Origin of the sequence: Olsenella sp. kh2p3, from assembly GCA_900119625.1 — a bacterium.
In the GTDB taxonomy this organism is placed as follows: Bacteria; Actinomycetota; Coriobacteriia; order Coriobacteriales; family Atopobiaceae; genus Tractidigestivibacter.
In genome coordinates this window covers 58715-77282 of sequence record FPKD01000006.1, presented here as the reverse complement: position 1 = coordinate 77282, position 18568 = coordinate 58715, and the positions used below count along the sequence as shown (strand labels likewise).

Here is an 18568-nt window from a genome sequence, read left to right as displayed (position 1 = left end):
CTAGCCTTCCTTGGGCTCGTTCTTCTCGCCAACCTTGCCCGTGGCAGGCGTCACCGGCGCCTTCTGGGCACTGCCGTACTTTGCCTCGAGCTTGGCCCACTTGGGCTCGCGCGTCTTCCAGATTGCCAGCAGCGGGGATGCCACGGCGAAGCTCGAGTAGGTGCCCAGGATCTCGCCGACGAGGATAGCGAAGGCGAAGTCCTTGAGCGTGGCGCCGCCGATGGCCAGCATGCAGATAACCGGCACGAGCGTCACGATTGTGGTGTTGATGGTACGGACGATGACCTCGTTAATCGAGAAGTTGCAGATCTCGAAGTAGGTGTGGTGCACGCCGTCGCGGAGCTGCTTGGCATTCTCGTTCATGCGGTTGAACTCGACCACGGTGTCGTAGAGCGAGTAGCCCATGATGGTGAGCAGTGCGGCAATGACGTTGGGCGAGATGTCGATCTGGAACCAGGCATAGACGCCCAGCGTGATCACGAGGTCGTGGATGAGCGCGATCACGGCCGTGATGGACATCTTGAACTCGTAGCGGAACGAGACATAGGCGATGATGAGGAGAATGGCCACGCCAAACGCCATGAGCGAGGAGCGCGTGGTGTCGGCGCCCCAGTCGGGGCCGATGGTCGTGACGGTGTAGTTGTCGCTCGTGAGGCCCAGGGACTCGGCGGCCGCCTGCGCGTGAGCGTTTGCGGTGGTGGGGTCGGTAGTGTCGGAGCGAACGAGGAAGCCCGCCTCGCCCTGCGTGGTGGTGGTCTGGACGGTGGCTGTGCCCTCGTCCGTTGCCGCGAGGGCATCGCGCATCTGCTCGATGGTGATATTGCCCGTCTGGTAGAAGTCTATCTCGGTGCCACCCGTGAACTCGATGCCAAAGACCAGGCCGCGCACGGCGAGGCCCACGATGGAGAGAATCACGAGGATGCACGAGAGCGTGAGGAACTGCTTGCGGTGGCCAATGAACGAGATCTCGTGGGAGAAGTGGCTACGCACGAGCCTCACCCCCCTTCGCGGACGAGGCGGGCACCTTGGCGCCCCTCGCCTTCTGAGCCTCCTGGGACCTGCGCTCTGCCTCGACGATATCCTGGTCGACGCCCCAGAAGCCGGGGTGCGACGGGATGACATGGGCGGCGAGGAGCCGGAGCGTGGGCGCCTTGAAGCCGAACATGGTCACGATGTCGCAGGCGACGCCGAGCGCCAGCGTGAGGCCAAAGCCCTTGACGGTGCCGGTGCCCACGAAGAAGAGCGCAAGCGCGGTGACGAGGGTCACGATGTCGGCGTCAAGCGAGGTCATGATGCCGTGACGCGCGCCCGAGACGGAGGCGTTCTTGACGGTACGACCCATACGGATCTCCTCGCGGAAGCGCTCGAGCACCAGGATCGAGGAGTCTGCAGCGGACCCCGTGGTGAGCACCATGCCCGCAAGGCCCGGAAGCGACAGCGAGAACATGCCGTAGTGCGAGAGGATGGCAAGAAGCCCCAGGTAGAGGACTGCGAAGACCACGAGCGAACCGAGGGTGAGAATGCCGAGGCCACGATAGAAGAAGAACAGGTAGACGATCACGATGGCTACACCGATGACAAGGGCGAGAATGCCCTGGTTGAGCGAGTCCTGGCCGAGCGTGGGGCCAACCACGCGGCTCTCGGAGTAGTTGAGGCTAACCGGCAGCGAGCCGGAGTCGAGCACCGTCTTGAGCTCCTGGGCAGCGTCGCTCGTGAAGTTGCCGGTGATGGAGACCTTGCCGCCCGAGATCTCCTCCTGCACGGCAGGCGCCGACTGAACGACGCCGTCCAGGACGATGCAGATCTGGCCCTTGGTGGGCGCAAGCTCCTTGGTGACCTTGTCGAAGATGTCTGCGCCCTCGGAGTTGAAGGTGACGTTGACGGCATAGGTTCCCACCGAGGTCGACGACTGCGCGATCGATGTGGACTGGATGTAGGAGCCGTCGAGGAAGGCGGTGTAGGTGCCCTGCTCGAGCTTCACGTTGGAGGCACCTGCCTCGATTTTGGCGAGGGCGTCCGCGTCGCCGATGTCGTCGAGGCGGACGAACTCGAGGTGCCCGGTCTGGCCGATGGTCTGGACCGCGGAGTCCGCGTCCGTGGCGCCGGGGATCTGGACGAGAATCGAGTTGCTGCCCTGGATCTGCACGGTCGCCTCGGAAGCGCCCAGCGTGTTCACGCGCTTCTCGACGATGGTCTTGGCGGTGTTCATCTCGTCTGCGGTGGGTGCGGAGCCATCCTGCTTGGAGGCGGTGAGGATCACCGAGACGCCGCCCTGGATGTCGAGGCCGGTGGTGATGCGCTCGCCGAGCGGCGTGAAGCAGAACGCGCACGCCAAGCAGACGACGGCGGTGACCACGAGCGTCGAGACGTAGCGGCGCACGGTCGGGTTCATTCGGCGACGCTTGGTGCGACCAGGACGAGCTGAGCGGGCGCCCTTCGAGCCGCGGGATTTCGACTCGGTAGCGTTCCACCGGTCGAGGCCTGTTTTGGGGGCCTCGCGGTCTTGCTTTTGGGCCATGTGCAAACCTTCCGTTTTTCGGCAAACATGCCGTCCGGGTGCGGGAGACGCCCGGCTGTGGTTGTTTTCCGAAGCCATTATAGGGTTTGCCCCGCAACGACGCTGAGGTGGGCCTTTGGCCCCGTCCCTTCGACCCCCGCCGCCGGTTGCTCTCTTCTCGCCTTGCCCGCATCCTGCGCACCCGCCCGTTGTTACCGGGCCGTCTTGGCCCCAGAGCGTTTTCGCAGGTGAGGCCTGATTGGAGACCACGGGCCGGTAATATCACACGTCTCGCTGCCGCCACTGTTACCGGCCCGTTTGGGAACCGCCAGTGCTATCTGGGAGAACGCTCGGGAGTCGCGACGGCCCGGTAACAAAGTCCGAGCGCCTACCAGTCGGCAGCAGCAGGCGAGTCCATCCAGCGCGAGACAAAATCCCCGTACGTGCCTGCAATGATCGACTCGCGCGCGCGGCGCATGAGGTCGAGAAGGAAGTACAGGTTGTGCATCGACAGCAGGATGGAGCCGGCCATCTCCTTCTGGCGCACAAGGTGATGCAGATACGCGCGAGAGTATCCGCCCTGGCAGACGGGACAGCTACACGCAGGGTCAAGCGGGCCGGCGTCGTGCGTAAAGCGCGCGTGGCGCAGGTTAAGCTTGCCCTCGCTCGAGAAGGCCGTCCCCATGCGCGCCGTGCGCGTGGGAAGCACGCAGTCGAACATGTCGATGCCGTACGCCACGCCACGCACGAGCGTGGTGGGGTTGCCCACGCCCATGAGGTAGCGGGGCTTCTCGCGCGGCATGTACTGCGAGGCCAGGGGCGCCAGGCTCTCGAACATGGTCTCGTGGTCCTCGCCCACCGAGTACCCGCCAATGCCAAAGCCTGGGAAGTCACCCACGTCGAGAAGGTGCTGCAGCGAGCGCCTGCGCAGCGTGAGGTCCATCCCGCCCTGGACGATGCCAAAGAGTGCCTGGTCTTGGCGGGTGTGCGTCTTCCAGCAGCGCTCGGCCCACATCGCGGAGAGCTCGACCGCGCGCTCGACCTTCGAGCGCGGCGCCGGATAGCCCACGCACTGGTCGAGCTGCATCACGATGTCGGCGCCCAGCTTCTGGGCGATGTCCATGTTCTCCTCGGGCGTCCACGTGAACCAGCGGCCGTCGTAGTCGACCGCACGGAAGCGCACGCCGTCAGCGGAGAGCTTGCAGAACTCCTCGTGGCTAAAGACCTGGAAGCCGCCGGAGTCCGTGAGGATTGGACCGTCCCAGCGGGTGAAGCCGTGGAGCCCGCCCATCTCGGCCACGAGGTCGGCGCCTGGACGCATGGCGAGGTGGTAGGTGTTGGCGAGGACGATCTTGGCCCCAAGCTCCTTGAGCTGCGGTACCAGGACCCCCTTCACCGTGCCCTTCGTGCCCACGGGCATGAAGATGGGGGTGGGAACGTCACCGTGCGGCGTGTGCAGGACGCCCGCCCGCGCGTGCGTGGCGGGATCCTCGGCGACGATGTCGTAGGAGAACCACTGGGGCTCCATGTTTGTTGCTCCTCTCGTGGGGCAGGCCTTCTCGGCAGCGTGGCCCTGAGCGCTACAGCGGGAATCGCTCCTGCCAGCCGCCGGTGCCGCGACCTTCTCGCCCCATGAAAACGGCCCGGGAGGCCCGGGCCGTCTGCTTGCGGATGTGTGCGCAGCCTACTCGCCGAAGCCGGAGTCGACGAGGGCGACGAGGGCGTCGAGCGCCTCCTGCTCGTCGGCGCCGTCGCAGGCAATCTCGATCTTGGTGCCGGTGCCAAGGCCAGCAGCGAGGATCATCATGATGGACTTGGCGTTGACGGGCGCGGTGTCCTTGTCGACGTTCTTGATGGTGACGTTGGACTGGTACTTCTTGGCCTCGGTCACGAAGACGGATGCGGGACGGGCGTGAAGGCCGGTGGCGTTGATGATCGTAGTCTGCTTGGAAACCATGTTAGAACTCCCCTTCTAGACTCCCTGACTAGGCTCGGGGCGCAACTCCCCGAATCGCTTATATCGTACCAAACGCTCGTATAGTTTACACACTTCATGGACAGCTGGCGGACAAACTCTTTCCAACTGACTCGATTGTCATCATGTCCAGACGCTTGGGGCACAATGGGAGTGCGCAACGGCGACCGCACGGCCGCGGCGGTGCAATCACAACCACACTCGCGCCCGCAGGGGCGCGCTTTTGAGAGGAGCCCTCATGGCTTGGGACAAGGGCAAGAAAGGCGAGCAGGACGCTGCCGAGAAGGGCGCGGCGCCTTCGGAGACCGAAAAGGGCGCAACTGCCGAGAAGGGCGGGCGGGACGGAGCCGCCCAGGCCGCCTCCAGGGCTGCCGGTGCGGCCGCCGGAGCCGCGCGCGGGGCGGGCAGGGGCATCGCCGCCGGGTTCACCGCCCTTCGCGACGTCCGGGACGCATCGCGCGAGCACTCCTCGGCAAAGACGCAGATGGAAGCCATGGAGAAGGACCTTGCGGCCAAGCGTGCTGCCCTCGAGCACCGTGAGAGCATCGAGGCGGGCTACGACGGCATCGTTGAGACGCAGACCGCGGCGCTCGCCGACGCCCAGAGGCGCGCGGCCGACGCCGTCGATCGCGCGGCGCAGCTCACCCGAGAGCTCAAGGACCTCGAGGCGCGTCTCGCCAAGATGCGCGCGGACGACGAGCAGGCGCTGCGTCCATACAAGCAGCTCGCCGAATCGTCCAAGGGCCGCGCCGACGACGCCTCGCGCACGGTCGCCGAGGCCAAGCGCGCGGTGCGCACGGCAGAGGGCCAGGTGAAGGATGCCACCGACCGCCGCGAGCAGGCGATCGCCTCGGCAAACCGCGCGCTCGACAACTCGAAGGCCCGCCAGCGCAAGGTCCAGGGAGAGCTCGACAAGCTCCTCGCGGACCCCTCCGCAAAGGGCAACGCTATCGCCCAGGTGAAGCAGGAGCTGGCCGCGGAGGCCGCGCACGTGAGCGCAGCGGAGACCGCCGTGGCACGAGCGACGGCAGATGCCCAGTCCTCCGTCGACAACGCGCAGACCCACCTATGGACCCAGAAGCAGTCGCTCGAGACCGCCCAGCGCGAGGCGGACGCCATGCAGGCGGACGCCAAGGAGCGGCGGGGCGAGTACGACCGCCTTCGCTCGGAGGCGGACGCGCGCCAGAAGAAGCTCTCCGACAACATCGAGCGCCACAAGGCAGAGGTCGAGCGCTCCAATCGGCTGCGTGACAACGCGAGGACCGATGCGAGCAAGGCGAACGACCTTCTCGCCGAGGCAAGGAACATCCACGACACACCCCAGGCAACGGCACAACTACGCAGCTCGATCGCCGAGCGGGAGCAGGCGCTTGAGGCGCAGCGCGAGCAGGTCGAGGAGCTTGGGCACGCCGAGCGGGACCTGCGCCGCCGCACTCGCACGACCCGCGTCGCCGTGATGGCGATACTCGCCGTCGTGGTGGTCCTCGTGGTTGTTCTCGTCGTCTCCATGTTCCTTGGCCAGGGCGGCGAGGCCGCGGGCACGGTGACGTCGACGAGCGTGACCACGACGGGCACGGTGCCTGCGGCCCCGTAGCGGGAACAGGCGGCCCCGCCACGGGGCCGCTACCACGGCTACCTTATGAGCATGGCGTCGCCAAACGAGAGGAAGCGGTACTTCTCGTCAATGGCTGCCTGGTAGGCGGCCATGATCTGCTCGCGCGTGGCAAGGGCCGAGACGAGCATCATGAGGGTCGAGCGCGGCACGTGGAAGTTGGTGATGAGGGCGTCCACCACGTGGTAGGTGGAACCCGGCATGAGGTAGAGGTTCGTGGTGGCGTCGCGGCGCTCCACGATGTCCCCGCGCCCCGTGACGGCCGCGGAGTCCGGCGCGTCCTCGAAGCGACGGGCCGTGACGGCCGGCGCGGACGCAGGCGCATCCGCGTCCCAGGCGCTCTCGAGCGAGCGCACCGCCGTTGTGCCCACGGCAACGACGCGATGGCCAGCAGCCTTCGTGGCATGCACGGCGTCGACCACGTCCTGCGGTACGTGGTATCGCTCGGTGTGCATCACGTGCTTGGTGGGGTCGTCCTCGGTGACCAGGCGGAAGGTGTCGATGCCCACCTCAAGTTCGACCGTCTTCCAGCCCACGCCTTTGTCCTCGATCCTCTTGATGAGCTCGGGGGTGAAGTGCAGGCCTGCCGTGGGTGCCGCCGCGGAGTGCTCCTCGTGCATGGCGTAGACGGTCTGGTACTTCTCGGGGTCGCCCTCGTAGCTGGTGATGTAGGGCGGAAGGGGCACGTGCCCCGCCTCGTGGATGGCAGAGTCGAGCGTACGGCCGCCCTGCGGCTCGAAGCGCACAAGGCGCCCGCCGCGGTTGTCCTCGAGGAAGTCGAGGATCTCGCCGGTGAGCACGACCTCCGCCGAGAGCGGTGCGTGCAGCCCGCCCGCGCGGTACTCGATGATGGTGCCCGGCTGGCGGAGGCGCTTGCCGGGGTTCACGAGGCACTCCCACACGTGGCCCAGGGGGTCGAGGTCCTCTCGGCGCTTGAGCAGGAGCGTCTCGGCCACGCCGCCGGTGCCGCGCTTGTGGCCCACAAGGCGGGCCGGCATGACGCGCGTCTTGTTGGCAACGAGAAGGTCGCCGGGATCGAGGTAGCCAATCACGTCGGTGAAGTGGCGGTGCTCGAGCGAGCCGTCCTCACGGTTGAGCACGAGAAGGCGGCAGGAGTCGCGGGGCTCCGCGGGTGCCTGTGCAATGAGCTCGTCTGGGAGCGGGTAGTCAAAGTCGTCGGTGCGCATGTGTGTGGTTCTCCTCGTGCCCTAGGGCTGGTGTGATGAGGTGCGGCGCGGCGCTTAGTGCGCCGGCCGCCCATTCTAGCGCGTGGCGGCACAAAGCGACGGCGAGGCTAGCGCGCGGCTGCGGCAGCGTTGGCTGCGGCGTGGGCGGCCTCGCGCTCGGCCTTGCGGCGGTCGCGGGCCTCGTGGCGCTCGACGGCGGCCTCGGCGGCCGAGAAGCGGCAGCCACAGTAGTTCTGGCGATACATGCCAAGGTCGCGGGAGGTGCGGGTGGCCTCGGGGTAGAAGGGCCTGAAGTCGCGCCACACCGGCGTAAGGCCGTAGGCGGCAGCGGTCTTGGCAAGCACGTCGCCGCAGGTCTCGAAGAGCTGGTACGGAGAGACGGCGAGCGTGGTGGATATGTGTGTGAAGCCCAGCTCGCGGGCGGTGCGACAGGCCTCGGCGAGGCGCAGGGCGTAGCAGGCGCGGCAACGGGCGGCGCGGTCGAAGCCGTGGGGCGCGACGCCTTTCTCCCACGCGGCACGATCGTCTCCGGCGACAATCAGGTCGACGTGAGCCACGTCTGCCGCCCACGCGCGGAGCGTGGCAAGGCGACGGTCGTGCTCGGCCATGGGCTGGATGTTTGGGTTGGTCCAGCAGATGGTTGGCTCGAAGCCCTCACGGCGAAGAAACTCCACGGGCTCTATCGAGCAGGGACCGCAGCATGCATGGAGGAGCAGCGGCGTACGGGAACTCGGCACCAAACCGCTGCCGTTCTTGTCATCCCCGTGAAATTGCATCGGCACCGCTCCCCACAATCTTTCCTCCAGAAGGCCTAATGCTGCCCTTCTCGTCCTCTACCAGGATATTGTCTGCCGAGGAATGCGCGAGTACGCGACGCACGTTCATTCCGTCGCACCTCATGTACCACTTCTCTGCCGCCTCGGGCGTTAGCCCACCGCGAACCTTGCGCGCAACCAGCCGGCGGTGAAGGAGGTCCTTGTCAGCCACCAGGAGATACGACGCGTCTGCCAGGCCGCGCGTCTCGTCCCATGGGGACTCGCTCGAGAGGAGCCAGTTTCCCTCGACGAGCACCAGGCGCGCGTCCGCCGGAACCACGATCGCGTCGTCGACGACGTCGTGGATGTTGCGGTCGTAGCGCGGCCACGAAACGGCCCCGCCCGAGCAGAGCTCGCCGCACTTCTCGGCAAAGTGGGCATGGTCGAAGGTCTCCAGCGTGCCCTTTACCTCGCGCATGGGCACCCGTTGCCCTTCGACGCAAACGATGCCCTTTGCAATCACGTCCGCATGGTAGTGAAAGCCGTCGAGTGGCAGTGCCACCAGCGGTTCGTATGCCTTGTCCTCGCGGGAGAGCCTTGCGAGGAGGCTCGCGAAGGTGGACTTCCCGGCTCCTGGAGGGGCGGCGAGAAAGATGACCATGCGGCGGCCAAGCTCACGCTGGCGCGAAGTCCATTTGGCGAGAAGGTCGTGGCAGAGGCGAATGGTCTGCCCCGAGAAGGGCAGCCTGCACGGCACCCCGTCGACGACGAGGTCGACAACGCTTTCCCGATGGGTCCCCGTCATTGCGCGGCCTCCTCCAGCGCCACCTCGCGCATCACGACCTCCCCGCGCTCGTCGTGGCCAAGGACGAGCGCGCTCGCAAAGCCGCACGATACGGCGAAGCGCGCGCCCTCGTCGAGCCCGCAGCAGAGAAGATCCGCGCTGTGGGCGTCTGAGTTCACGAGTATTTGTCCGCCCATCTCGTGCAGGGCGCGCAACAGCTCGCGACGGGGATAGGGCTGGCTGCGGATGCCCGGGGCCATGGCTCCGCAGTTGACCTCGAAGGGCACGCCCTCCCCCACCAGGTACTCCATGGCCTCGAGCGCGGGTGCAAGGTACTCGCGGGACGTCTCGTCGAAGAAGCGACCGCCCTCGTTGAACTTGCTCACTAGGTCGAAGTGGCCAACGAAGGTGCATTCCGTACGGTCGCGCGTCGTGGCCTCCAGCTCGTAGTAGGCGCGGACAAGCGCCATCCAGTTGCCACCAAACGCCTCGAGGCACAGGGTCTCGAGCCTCTCGGGAGTCCAGTCGACCGCCGTGTCGCACGGCACGTCGAGGTCCACGAAGTGCGTGGAGCCGATCCTGTACTCCGCGCCGGGACAGCAGGCGGGGTCGTAGAGCGTGTCCAGCTCCACGCCGAGAAGGATGTCCATGCGGCCACGATACTCGTCCTGAAGGCGGCGGATCTGGGCCACGTAGGCGTCCCAGTCCATATGGACGTCCTGATCCATGTGACCCGAGAAGCCAAGAGCGACAAGCCCGGCGTCATAGGCTGCCTTGGCCATCTCGCCCGGCGTGTTCCTCCCGTCGCAGAGCGTCGTGTGCGTGTGGAAGTTGGCGTTGATCATGCAGTGCCTCTAGGCTTTCTTAAAGGATTCTCACGCGACCACAATAGCGCGACGCGGTAGGCCGGCCGCAAGCTGGCGGCGAGAAGAACGCAAAGAGAACGTAAGGGGGAGGCCGACCGGGGCGGCGGTGGGTGCAGCGGGCCGGGGCGACGGCAGGCGGCCTTCTCGCCTGGCCTGCTCGCCAGCGGCCTTCTCGCCTGGCCTGCTCGCCAGCGTCCTTCTCGCCCCGGCCTTCTCGCCAGCGTCCTTCTCATCAGCGGCCTTCTCGCCAGCGTCTTTCTCGCCAGCGGCCTTCTCGCCAGCGCGCTTAATAGACGGTTAGCCCCAGCCAAACGTCCGGATTCCGCGTCAACGAAACCGTTCCGCCGATTCAGGACGGTTAGGGGAGCCTAACCGTCGAATACGCGCGTCTAGAAAAGCGAACGCACCTGGGCACGAGGCTAGGCGTCTCCACCATCGTCATCGGCGAGAAGCTCTACTCCCGTAGCGGTGTCGCGCACGTGCGTGCAGCCGGGCGTGCGAGCAATTCCCCAAACCATGGCCAGGTCGCCGGCGCATCCGGAGAGGTGCGCCCACGCAAGCGCCCAGGCAAGCGCTGGACCGGCGAGAAGCTCCCCAGCTACGACAAGCGCTGCGGTGACAACGACGGCCGGCGCCAGAAGCACGACGAGGAAGCGTCCGCGAGAAATGGGCTCGCCCTCCGCCCTGGTGTAGAGCATTCCGGCCTCGTACCCAAAGCGAATGCGCACGCGTCCGCGCCCCAGCAACAGGAAAGCCGCCGCGTGGACAAGCTCGTGCACGGGCAGGGCCACAACCGTCACCACCACAGAAAGGGCAAACCACGCGCCAACGTCCGTGCCCCAGCCGTCGGCAACAACCAGGAAGAAGGCACCGACAAACCCCACAGCGAGAAGCGCCACCGAGCCTGCCATCATGCGCCGGGCGAGCGGGGTGTCTCCCAGGATGTCGAGCTGCGCCACGCTCCTCACTCCGCATCCCCCTTCCTTTGATGGCGCCTCTCGCCGACGGCGTCGCTCCTGCCAGGCGTGGAGTAGCACCACCGCCACGGCAAACGAGGCCATGTACGGCACGAGGTAGCCGGGGTTGCCAAAGGCACGTTCCCACCACTCGAGCGGCGAACCCACGGCGGGACTTGTCACAAAGCCGAAGTTGGTGTCGAACATACCGTTAAACCACCTAAAGAAGACCAGGTAGAGCACGGCAGCCACAAGTGAGATCCACGCGTCACGCCACCTGGGAGCTGTGTGCAGGTCGTCGAGCGCCATGAGCGACACCGAGAAGATGAACGCATGCTCCATGAAGCCGCTGATGCAGGGCAGCGTGTATGGCGGACAGTACGTCCAACCGGGGAAGAGCATGGCGCAGAGGCCGCCGGTGAGGCCAAAGCAGAGCAGCAGCTCGCGAGTCACGCGCGACGGGGCGAGCGCATGCCACAGACAGATGTACTCGGCGATGTTGCACAGGTGGAGCGGCCACCAGTTGGGCGAGAAGGTCCCCGTCTGCACCTTGAGCACGTCTCCCCACAGCAGCAGCGCGTTGGGAACGATGGCGGCAGCAAGGACGAGCCAGCGCCTGCCGCCGTGCCAGGAGTCGTCTGCGGGAAGGCTCCGGTAGCTATGGACGAGAAGCGCTATGACCGTCGCGCAGATGGCAAGCCAGAGCAGGTGCCACGCCCCGAACATGGCAAAGCCCTGCCCGCCCCACAGCAGCGGCTCCGCGACTATGACCTTCTCGACGCTCATATCCCCTCCTCTGCTCTCTCGACCCTGGTCCCTCTCGCCGCACTCGGTCGCACTCTTTAACGTACCCGCCAGACCACCCGCGGCCACGCCCGTTGTGGGATAATCACGTGGCCCGTGGCGCGCACGACACGCCAGCGGGCGCCACACCAGCACCACCACAACCAAGAGGGAGCACGTCCCACATGGCAGACAATTCCCAGAACGTCACGGAGCAAGACCGTCCGAGCTTCCCCGCACGCGCCGTCATCACAGGGGGCATGCCGTACGGCAACAAGAACCTGCACTTTGGCCACATCGGCGGGGTCTTTGTGCCCGCGGACTTCTTCGCGCGCTTCCTGCGCGACCGCATCGGGAGCAAGAACGTGATCTTCGTCTCCGGCACGGACTGCTACGGCTCGCCCATCATGGAGGGCTACCGCAAGAAGGTGGAGCAGGAGGGCTACCAGGGCACCATCACGGACTACGTCCAGGCGAACCATGACGCCCAGAAGGCGGCGCTCGACGCCTACGGCATCTCGCTCGATCTCTTCGCGGGCTCCGGCCTCGAGCCCGCGCACGACTTCCACGCGCGTCTCACCGCCGAGGTCCTACGCCGCCTCCACGAGCGCGGCTACCTGCACAAGATGAGCACCCGCCAGTTCTACGACGTCAAAGCCGGCCAGTTCCTCAATGGGCGCCAGGTCATCGGTCGCTGCCCCGTGCGCGGCTGCAAGTCCGAGAAGGCCTATGCCGACGAGTGCGACTTGGGCCACCAGTTTGACCCCGAGGAGCTCATCAGCCCCGTCTCGGCGCTCACCGGCACCACGCCCGAGCTGCGCCCCGTTGACAACTGGTACTTCGACCTGCCCGCCTTCGAGGCCCAGCTCAAGGAGCTCATGGACGAGTGGGACGTCGACCCGCAGGTGAGGCCCATCGTGACCAAGACCGTGCGCGAGTCTCTCGTCCCGCCCGTGGTCTACATCCAGGACAAGTTCCGCGAGAGCTTCGACGCGGTCGAGGACAAGCTCCCCGCCCACCAGCTCCACGAGGCCGAGAAGGGCCAGCAGTCCTTCTCCGTCGAGTTTGCCAACTGGCGTGACCGCGACGACGCACGCGCGGTCCTCGAGGCCTCCGGCGTGCGCTTCCGCACGGGCAAGACGCTTCTGCCCTTCCGCATCACCGGCAACATCGAGTGGGGCGTACCCGCGCCGGATCTAGAGGACACCCACGGCCTGACCGTGTGGTGCTGGCCCGAGAGCCTCTGGGCGCCCATCAGCTTCACACAGACCGCGTTTGCCCTTGACGAGAAGAACGGCGGCACGCGCTTCTCGTCAGACGACTGGCGCGACTGGTGGTGCGCCGACGACGCCAAGGTCTACCAGTTCATTGGCCAGGACAACATCTACTTCTACTGCGTGGCGCAGCCGGCGCTGTGGGACGCCCTCGACTGGGGCCTCTTCCAGGACACGCCCGTGGCAAACTACCACATCCTCTTCATGAACAAGAAGGCCTCCAGCTCGGGCAAGATCCGCCCGCCCATGGCCGCCGAGCTTCTTGACCACTACACCGCCGAGCAGCTGCGCTGCCACTGGCTGAGCCTGGGCCTCGACCAGAAGGCCGTGAGCTTTTCGCCCAAGCCCTACGACACCTCCGTGAGCCACAAGGACAAGGCCACCGGCCAGGACGTGCTGGTGAAGGATGATCCGCGCGTGGTCGACCCCGCCCTCAAGGAGAGCGCCTTCCTCACCAACATCTTCAACCGCCTTGCCAGGAGCTGCATCTACGGTGCGCAGAACGTCTGCGCGGGACACCTGCCTGCGGTCGAGGCGGACGCGGACGTGCTTGACGCCTGCCGCGAGGCGACGCTTTCCTACGAGCGCTACGCCCACGCCTTTGACGCCCACGGGGCGCTCGCCGTTGCCGAGGACTTCTGCCGCGACGCAAACCGCCGCTGGGGCGACGAGTCCAAGGCCGCCAAGGGCGACGACGCGGCCTACGAGCACGCGCTCGCCAACGCCTTTGCCGCGCTGCGCACGGTGACGCTGCTCATGCACCCCGCGGTGCCTGCCGGCTGCGAAAAGATCTGCGAGCACCTTGGCTTCCCGGCAGATGCGTTCTTCTCGTGGGAGCACGCGTTTAAGACCCCCGGCGAGCTGGCGCAGGCGCTTGGCGAGAATCCCGCCGAGCACGCGCTGCCCGAGCTGCCGCCGCGCTTCGACTTCTTCGAGAAGCACCCAAGCCAGAAATAGGACGAGAGGGTTTTTGACAACGTTGTTGTCAAAATATGGCTCACCCGAGACAGGAACTCTTGAACAAGATCAGAACTGTCACCAAAGGTACTGTGAGCCAGAAGTAAGACGAGAAAAGAGGGGCGCCGCCAGGGCGCCCCTCTTCTTGGATGAGACAAAGGGACTGTCCTTTTTGCCTCATCGCAGGCTGTTGTCGCGGTCGTAGCGCTTGCCGTCCCAGTACACGCGCGTCGCACGCTGGCACTTCTCGGGCAGCTCGACGTCCTTCAAGGCCCACTCGCAGAACTCGTCGAAGCCCACGCGGTCCACGATGTAGCCGATGTGCTCCTTGCCCTCGGGCGCGTTGGGGTCGATGTACTCCTCGATGAAGGCGTAGGTGTTCTTCACGATCTTCACGATGGAGTCCTCGTCCACCCAGCGCAGCCAGTCCTGCGCAAGCCGCGGGTTCTGCTTGCCCGTGCGGCCCATGATCTTGACGCGGAAGTAGTGCTCGGGGCTGCGGGTCCAGGCGCGCGTGGGGCAGTAGACCACGCACACGCCGCAGCCTATGCAGCGGTCCTCGTCGCGCACGACCTTGCCCTTCTCGAGCCTGAGCGCGCTCACCGAGCGTCTCTGGCACCAGTCCACGCACTGCCCGCAGCCAATGCAGCGGTTGGGGTCGTACTGGGGCTCGGTCATGCCGATGATGCCAAAGTCGTTCAGGGCCACGTGAGCGCAGTCGTTTGAGCACCCGGTGAAGGCCACCTTCACGTGCCGGTTGTTGGGGAAGATCTCGTGGTCCATGCGCTGCGCGAAGGCGGTGGTGTCGTAGCAGCCAAACGGGCACAGGCGCTTGCCGGGGCAGGCGACCACGTTGCGCGTGCCGCTGGCAAGATAGCCCTGGGAGGTGTCCTCCTGGTTGATCTTGGTGTCTTCGATGATGGTCTTGAGCTTCTCGTTTACCTTGGGCATGTCCTCCATGTGGATGCCCGGGATCTCCACTCCCTGGCGGTTGGTGAGGAAGATCTCCCCCCTGCCGTACTCCTCGGCGATCTCCACGATGCGCGCCATGCTCTTGGCGCTCACGAGGCCGCCGGGCACGCGCACGCGGCTGGCGGTCATCCCGCGCTCCTTGCTCACGCGGAACGCGTTCTTCTTCATGGCCTTGACGTCGATGTCCTGAATCATGGCGGCCTCCTAGTCCAGCAACTGCTTGCTCTGGGTGTAGTTGAAGACGGGCCCGTCCAGGCACACGTACTTCTCGCCAATGCGGCAGTGGCCGCACTTGCCCAGGCCGCAGCACATCTTTCGCTCCTGGCTCACCCAGATGTTCTCCTCGGCAAGGCCAAGCTCGAGAAGGCCCTTCACCGAGAAGCGCATCATGGGCGGCGGTCCCACCACGATGGCCTGCGCCGTGGATGGGTCTCGCAGCGGGAGGCCAGGGATGTACTTCGTGACGAGGCCCACGTTGCCCTCGTAGCCCTCGGGCGCGCCGTCCACCGTGAGGATGAGGTCGACGAGGCTCTCCCAGCGCGCGAGGTCGTCGCGGAAGAGAAGGTCGTTGGGGCTGCGGAAGCCCACGATTACGTGCTTGTCCTGCGGCGTGGCGCTAGCTGCCAGCGCCTCCACGACGCCGCGCACGGGGCTCACGCCCGTGCCGCCGGCCACAACAACGCACTCGCCGTCGAGGTAGCGCTCCACCTCGAAGCCATTGCCGTAGGGGCCGCGCAGGAGGAGGTTCTCGCCCTCGTAGGCCTCGAAGACCTCGTTGGTCACCACGCCCACGCGGCGGATGGTGAGGTCGACCGACTCGCCGGGCACGATGCCGCTCACGCTGATGGGTGCCTCGCCGTACTTGGGGACCGAGACCTCGAAGAACTGGCCGGGGCGCACCTCGCCCTCAAAGGCCATGCGGAAGGTGTATTCCTTCTCGGTGTGCTTGATGACCTCGAGCACCTTGGAGGAGAAGGGTATGTACGGGTTGTTGCTAGGCATCACGGGCCACGCTCCCCTCATGCTGGGCGTCCCACTCGTCCACGGCGTCAGAGAGCTTGTTGACGCACGCGGCGAAGCTGATGTACTCGGGGCAGACGTCGTCGCAGCGGCCGCAGCCCACGCACATGTCGTAGCCAAAGCGCTGGCGGAAGTCGTACACCTTGTGAAGCACCTTGAAGCGCATGCGCTCACCGTGCTGCTTGCGGTAGCTCGCGCCGCCGGCCACCGTGGAGTAGCCGTCGATCATGCAGCTGGCCTGCACGCGGCGTCTCTCGCCCACCCGGCCGTTCTCGGTGTAGGCAACGTCCTGCATGGTGAAGCAGGTGCAGGTGGGGCACACCAGCGTGCAGCGGCCGCAGCCAATGCAGCGGTGGTTGTACTCGTCCCACACGGGGCTGGTGCGAAGCTCGAGCGGCACCGTCTTGGGAACGCGCACGTGCACCTCGTTCTGGGTGACGTGCGCGGGCACCACGTCGCGACTAGCCGTAGCATAGCGCTCGAAGAGCGGGCGGAGCGACTCGTTGGCAACGGCGCACGCATAGCCCTCGTCCGAGCGCTCGAGCGAGAACTCCCAGTTGTCCGGCGCAACGTTTGATCCCATGTCCACGCAGAAGCAATGCTCGAAGGTCTGCGGGCAGCCGAGAAGCACAAAGTGCACGCGGTCGCGGATGCGCCGATAGAAGCTGTCCTCGGGGCCGTTGTGCAGGTACATGGCGTCGAGGCGCTTGACGCCATGCAGGTCGCAGGCGCGCATGAGCACGAGGACGTCGCGCGCGTCCCCCTCACGGGCAGGGTCGCCGGCAGCGCCGATGCCGCCCGCCTCGCGCACCTGGTCCTCGGTGTAGTAGAAGAGCGTCTGCGAGAGCGGCGTGAGCAGCTCCTTGAACGAGTAGTCGCTCTTGACGTCAAGCTCGATCTGTGACGCGTCGTCCACAAAGTCGTAGATCACCTGGTCCACGTCGGTGAAGCGGCCGGCGCCCACCTTGCGGACCGGCGCAAAGACGAGGTAGTCGCGGGCAAGCTCGCGAACCAGCCCGTCAAGCCCCTCCCCATCAAGCACGTATCCCATGGTCTCCCCTCTCTTCCGCGCCCGAGGGCGCATGTCCTTTCTTGTCTCGCGGGCAGGTTCACGCGCGTGTGAGCGCATACCGCCACATGAGTTTGGGGTCGTCCTGCTCGGCCACGCCAACCCCAAGCGCCGAGGCCACCGCCCCGCTTGCCGCCACGACGCCTGGCGGGCCCTGGGCAGCCACCCGGCCGTCCACCATGAGGCAGACCTTGTCGGCACACGAGAAGGCCGACTCCACGTCGTGCGTGGCAACAACCACCGCAAGTCCCTCTCCCGCAAGGCGGCGCAGCAGGCCTGCGAGCTCCCAGCGCCTGTGGGCGTCCAGGTGCGCCGACGGCTCGTCGAGAAGGAGAGTGCCCGCGTCCTGGGCGACAACCATGGCCAGGTAGGCGCGCTGAAGCTCGCCGCCGGAGACGTCCGCGAGGCGTCGGTCGCGAAGCTCCCACACGCCCGTGAGCTCCATGGCCTGGCGCACCAGGCGGCGGTCCCTCTCGCCTAAGGTCCTCACGGCGCCAAGCGTGGCAAAGCGCCCGTGGCAGGCAAGGGTGTAGACGTCCATCTGCGGGCACCCCAGCTCCTGTGGCAGGTAGGCCAGGTGCCGTGCGCGCTCCCTGTGCCCAAGGTCCCCCAGCTCAACACCGTCCAGAAGTACGCTCCCACCATGCGGCAGCACGCCGGCAAGGCAGCGGAGCAGCGTGGACTTGCCACAGCCGTTCTTCCCCACCAGGGCGCTCACCTGGCCGTCGTTGAGCTCGAGCGAGTCCACGGCCAGGGTAAAGCCGCCGTCGCGCGCAAACGATAGGTCCCTCACGGCAATCACGCGGCATCACCCCTGCGGCCAGCCGCCACGGAGTGCGAGCCGTGTCTGCGGCCTCGACGCATGAGCAGCGCGATGAAGAACGGCGCGCCGAGAAGCGCGAGCACCAGGCCAACCGGAAGCTCGTAGGGAAACGCGATGGTACGCGCCACAAGGTCGCACGCAACCAGGAGGGTCGCGCCCCACACGGCGCAGAGCGCGAGCCCCTGGCGGGTTGTGGGCCTAGCCCACATGCGCACCAGGTTGGGAACGATGAGGCCCACAAAACTGAGAAGCCCACAGACCGAGACGGCCGCGGCGGCGAGAAGCGACGCGCAGACGATGGCGCCAAGCCTGCAAGCGCGCACGTCGAGGCCCAGGCCGTGCGCAGCCTCGTCCCCCAGCGCGAGAAGGTCTATGCCGCGGCCGAGGTAAGCCCCTGCAGCAAGCGCCACAAGCAGGGCGGGCGCGCAGAGCGCCAGGCTCTGATAGGTGACGCCCGAGAGTCCACCCAGCGTGAAGGACACGCGGTCCGTGACCGACTCGGGCCACACGACCACAATGGCGTCGATGGCCGCGCTCATGAGGCTCGAGACGGCGACGCCCGCAAGGACCACGGTCCCACGGCTGGTCCCCGCGCGGCGCGAGACCAGGTACACCAGGAAGGTGGCGAGAAGCGCGCCGACAAAGGCCATGGCTTGCCGGAGCACCGGATGTCCTGGCATCCAGAGTGCCGCCACGAGCCAGAGCAGGCCCGCCCCGGAGTTGACACCCATCACGCCCGGCGACGCAAGGTCGTTGTCGAGCGAGGCCTGCAGGAGCAGACCGGAGCAGGCAAGCGCTGCACCGCAGCACACGCCCTCTAACACACGGGGAAGGCGCACGCTCAGGAGGACGAGCGTGGCGGTGGCGTCCGCGGTGCCTCCGGAGGCGAGAAGGGCGAGCGTCTGGAGCGCCTCGCGCGTGCCCAGGGCCGCGGTGCCCCGAAGGAGCGAGGCAAACGAGACGAACGCGAGCGCCACGACGCCCAGGGCGCAAGCCCAGCGGCTCTTCTCGCTTGTCCTCTCTCCCCCATGGGCCATG

General features: G+C 66.6%; 16 protein-coding genes. 2 read left to right on the top strand and 14 right to left on the bottom strand.

All coding sequences use genetic code 11. From position 1 onward, the window contains the following. The 4 genes from secF to BT122_RS07760 all read right to left on the bottom strand — a co-directional run bounded on the left by secF (position 1) and on the right by BT122_RS07760 (position 4454). Positions 1-990, bottom strand: coding sequence for a protein translocase subunit SecF (gene secF, locus BT122_RS07775; RefSeq protein WP_072355438.1), 990 nt, complete (start codon positions 988-990; stop codon positions 1-3). Beyond that, positions 983-2518, bottom strand: coding sequence for a protein translocase subunit SecD (gene secD / locus BT122_RS07770; protein WP_072355395.1), 1536 nt, complete (start codon positions 2516-2518; stop codon positions 983-985). Before secD ends, secF begins: the two co-directional genes overlap by 8 nt. Before the next feature lie 367 nt (positions 2519-2885). Then, the gene (gene tgt, locus BT122_RS07765; protein WP_072355394.1) at positions 2886-4025 is read right to left on the bottom strand and encodes a tRNA guanosine(34) transglycosylase Tgt; all 1140 of its coding nucleotides are present in this window, start codon (positions 4023-4025) and stop codon (positions 2886-2888) included. A 156-nt stretch (positions 4026-4181) separates the two neighbouring features. After that, the gene (locus tag BT122_RS07760; protein ID WP_072355393.1) at positions 4182-4454 is read right to left on the bottom strand and encodes an HPr family phosphocarrier protein; all 273 of its coding nucleotides are present in this window, start codon (positions 4452-4454) and stop codon (positions 4182-4184) included. Between the two features lie 256 nt (positions 4455-4710). On the opposite strand from BT122_RS07760, the gene BT122_RS07755 reads away from it, so the two are divergent. Continuing rightward, complete coding sequence (locus BT122_RS07755; protein ID WP_072355392.1) at positions 4711-6066, top strand: coiled-coil domain-containing protein; 1356 nt, start codon at positions 4711-4713, stop codon at positions 6064-6066. 38 nt (positions 6067-6104) lie between these two features. Here BT122_RS07755 and queA read toward each other — a convergent pair whose 3' ends face one another. From queA to BT122_RS07730, 5 genes are all read right to left on the bottom strand, one after another. Continuing rightward, positions 6105-7271, bottom strand: a complete 1167-nt coding sequence (queA, locus tag BT122_RS07750; RefSeq protein WP_072355391.1) for a tRNA preQ1(34) S-adenosylmethionine ribosyltransferase-isomerase QueA — start codon at positions 7269-7271, stop codon at positions 6105-6107. A 107-nt stretch (positions 7272-7378) separates the two neighbouring features. Beyond that, complete coding sequence (locus BT122_RS07745) at positions 7379-8047, bottom strand: epoxyqueuosine reductase QueH (RefSeq protein WP_072355390.1); 669 nt, start codon at positions 8045-8047, stop codon at positions 7379-7381. Next, positions 8028-8831, bottom strand: a complete 804-nt coding sequence (locus BT122_RS07740) for a nucleoside/nucleotide kinase family protein (protein ID WP_083432387.1) — start codon at positions 8829-8831, stop codon at positions 8028-8030. Before BT122_RS07740 ends, BT122_RS07745 begins: the two co-directional genes overlap by 20 nt. Further along, entirely contained in the window at positions 8828-9655 is an 828-nt protein-coding gene (locus BT122_RS07735; protein ID WP_072355389.1) for a PHP domain-containing protein, read from the bottom strand. The genes BT122_RS07740 and BT122_RS07735 overlap by 4 nt, the downstream gene beginning before the upstream one ends. A gap of 440 nt (positions 9656-10095) precedes the next feature. Then, positions 10096-11418 carry a YwaF family protein gene (locus BT122_RS07730; RefSeq protein WP_072355388.1) on the bottom strand — a complete coding sequence of 441 codons (1323 nt, stop codon included), beginning with the start codon at positions 11416-11418 and terminating at the stop codon, positions 10096-10098. Between the two features lie 182 nt (positions 11419-11600). Here BT122_RS07730 and BT122_RS07725 point away from each other — a divergent pair, with 182 nt between their 5' ends. Further along, the gene (locus BT122_RS07725; RefSeq protein ID WP_072355387.1) at positions 11601-13646 is read left to right on the top strand and encodes a methionine--tRNA ligase; all 2046 of its coding nucleotides are present in this window, start codon (positions 11601-11603) and stop codon (positions 13644-13646) included. A 177-nt stretch (positions 13647-13823) separates the two neighbouring features. Here BT122_RS07725 and asrC read toward each other — a convergent pair whose 3' ends face one another. Genes asrC through BT122_RS07700 form a run of 5 tightly spaced genes read right to left on the bottom strand, consistent with a single transcriptional unit; the run spans position 13824 to position 18567 of the window. Beyond that, positions 13824-14813, bottom strand: a complete 990-nt coding sequence (gene asrC, locus BT122_RS07720; protein ID WP_072355386.1) for a sulfite reductase subunit C — start codon at positions 14811-14813, stop codon at positions 13824-13826. A gap of 9 nt (positions 14814-14822) precedes the next feature. Next, positions 14823-15620 (bottom strand): anaerobic sulfite reductase subunit AsrB, encoded by a 798-nt coding sequence (gene asrB, locus BT122_RS07715; protein ID WP_072355385.1) that lies wholly within the window; start codon positions 15618-15620, stop codon positions 14823-14825. After that, a complete protein-coding gene (asrA, locus tag BT122_RS07710; protein WP_072355384.1) occupies positions 15613-16689 on the bottom strand; it encodes an anaerobic sulfite reductase subunit AsrA in 1077 nt (358 codons plus the stop codon). Before asrA ends, asrB begins: the two co-directional genes overlap by 8 nt. A 58-nt stretch (positions 16690-16747) precedes the next feature. Continuing rightward, positions 16748-17509: an ABC transporter ATP-binding protein gene (locus tag BT122_RS07705; RefSeq protein WP_072355383.1), complete on the bottom strand. Its 762-nt coding sequence runs from the start codon at positions 17507-17509 to the stop codon at positions 16748-16750. Next, entirely contained in the window at positions 17506-18567 is a 1062-nt protein-coding gene (locus tag BT122_RS07700; protein WP_072355382.1) for a FecCD family ABC transporter permease, read from the bottom strand. The genes BT122_RS07705 and BT122_RS07700 overlap by 4 nt, the downstream gene beginning before the upstream one ends. Position 18568 lies beyond the last annotated feature (1 nt).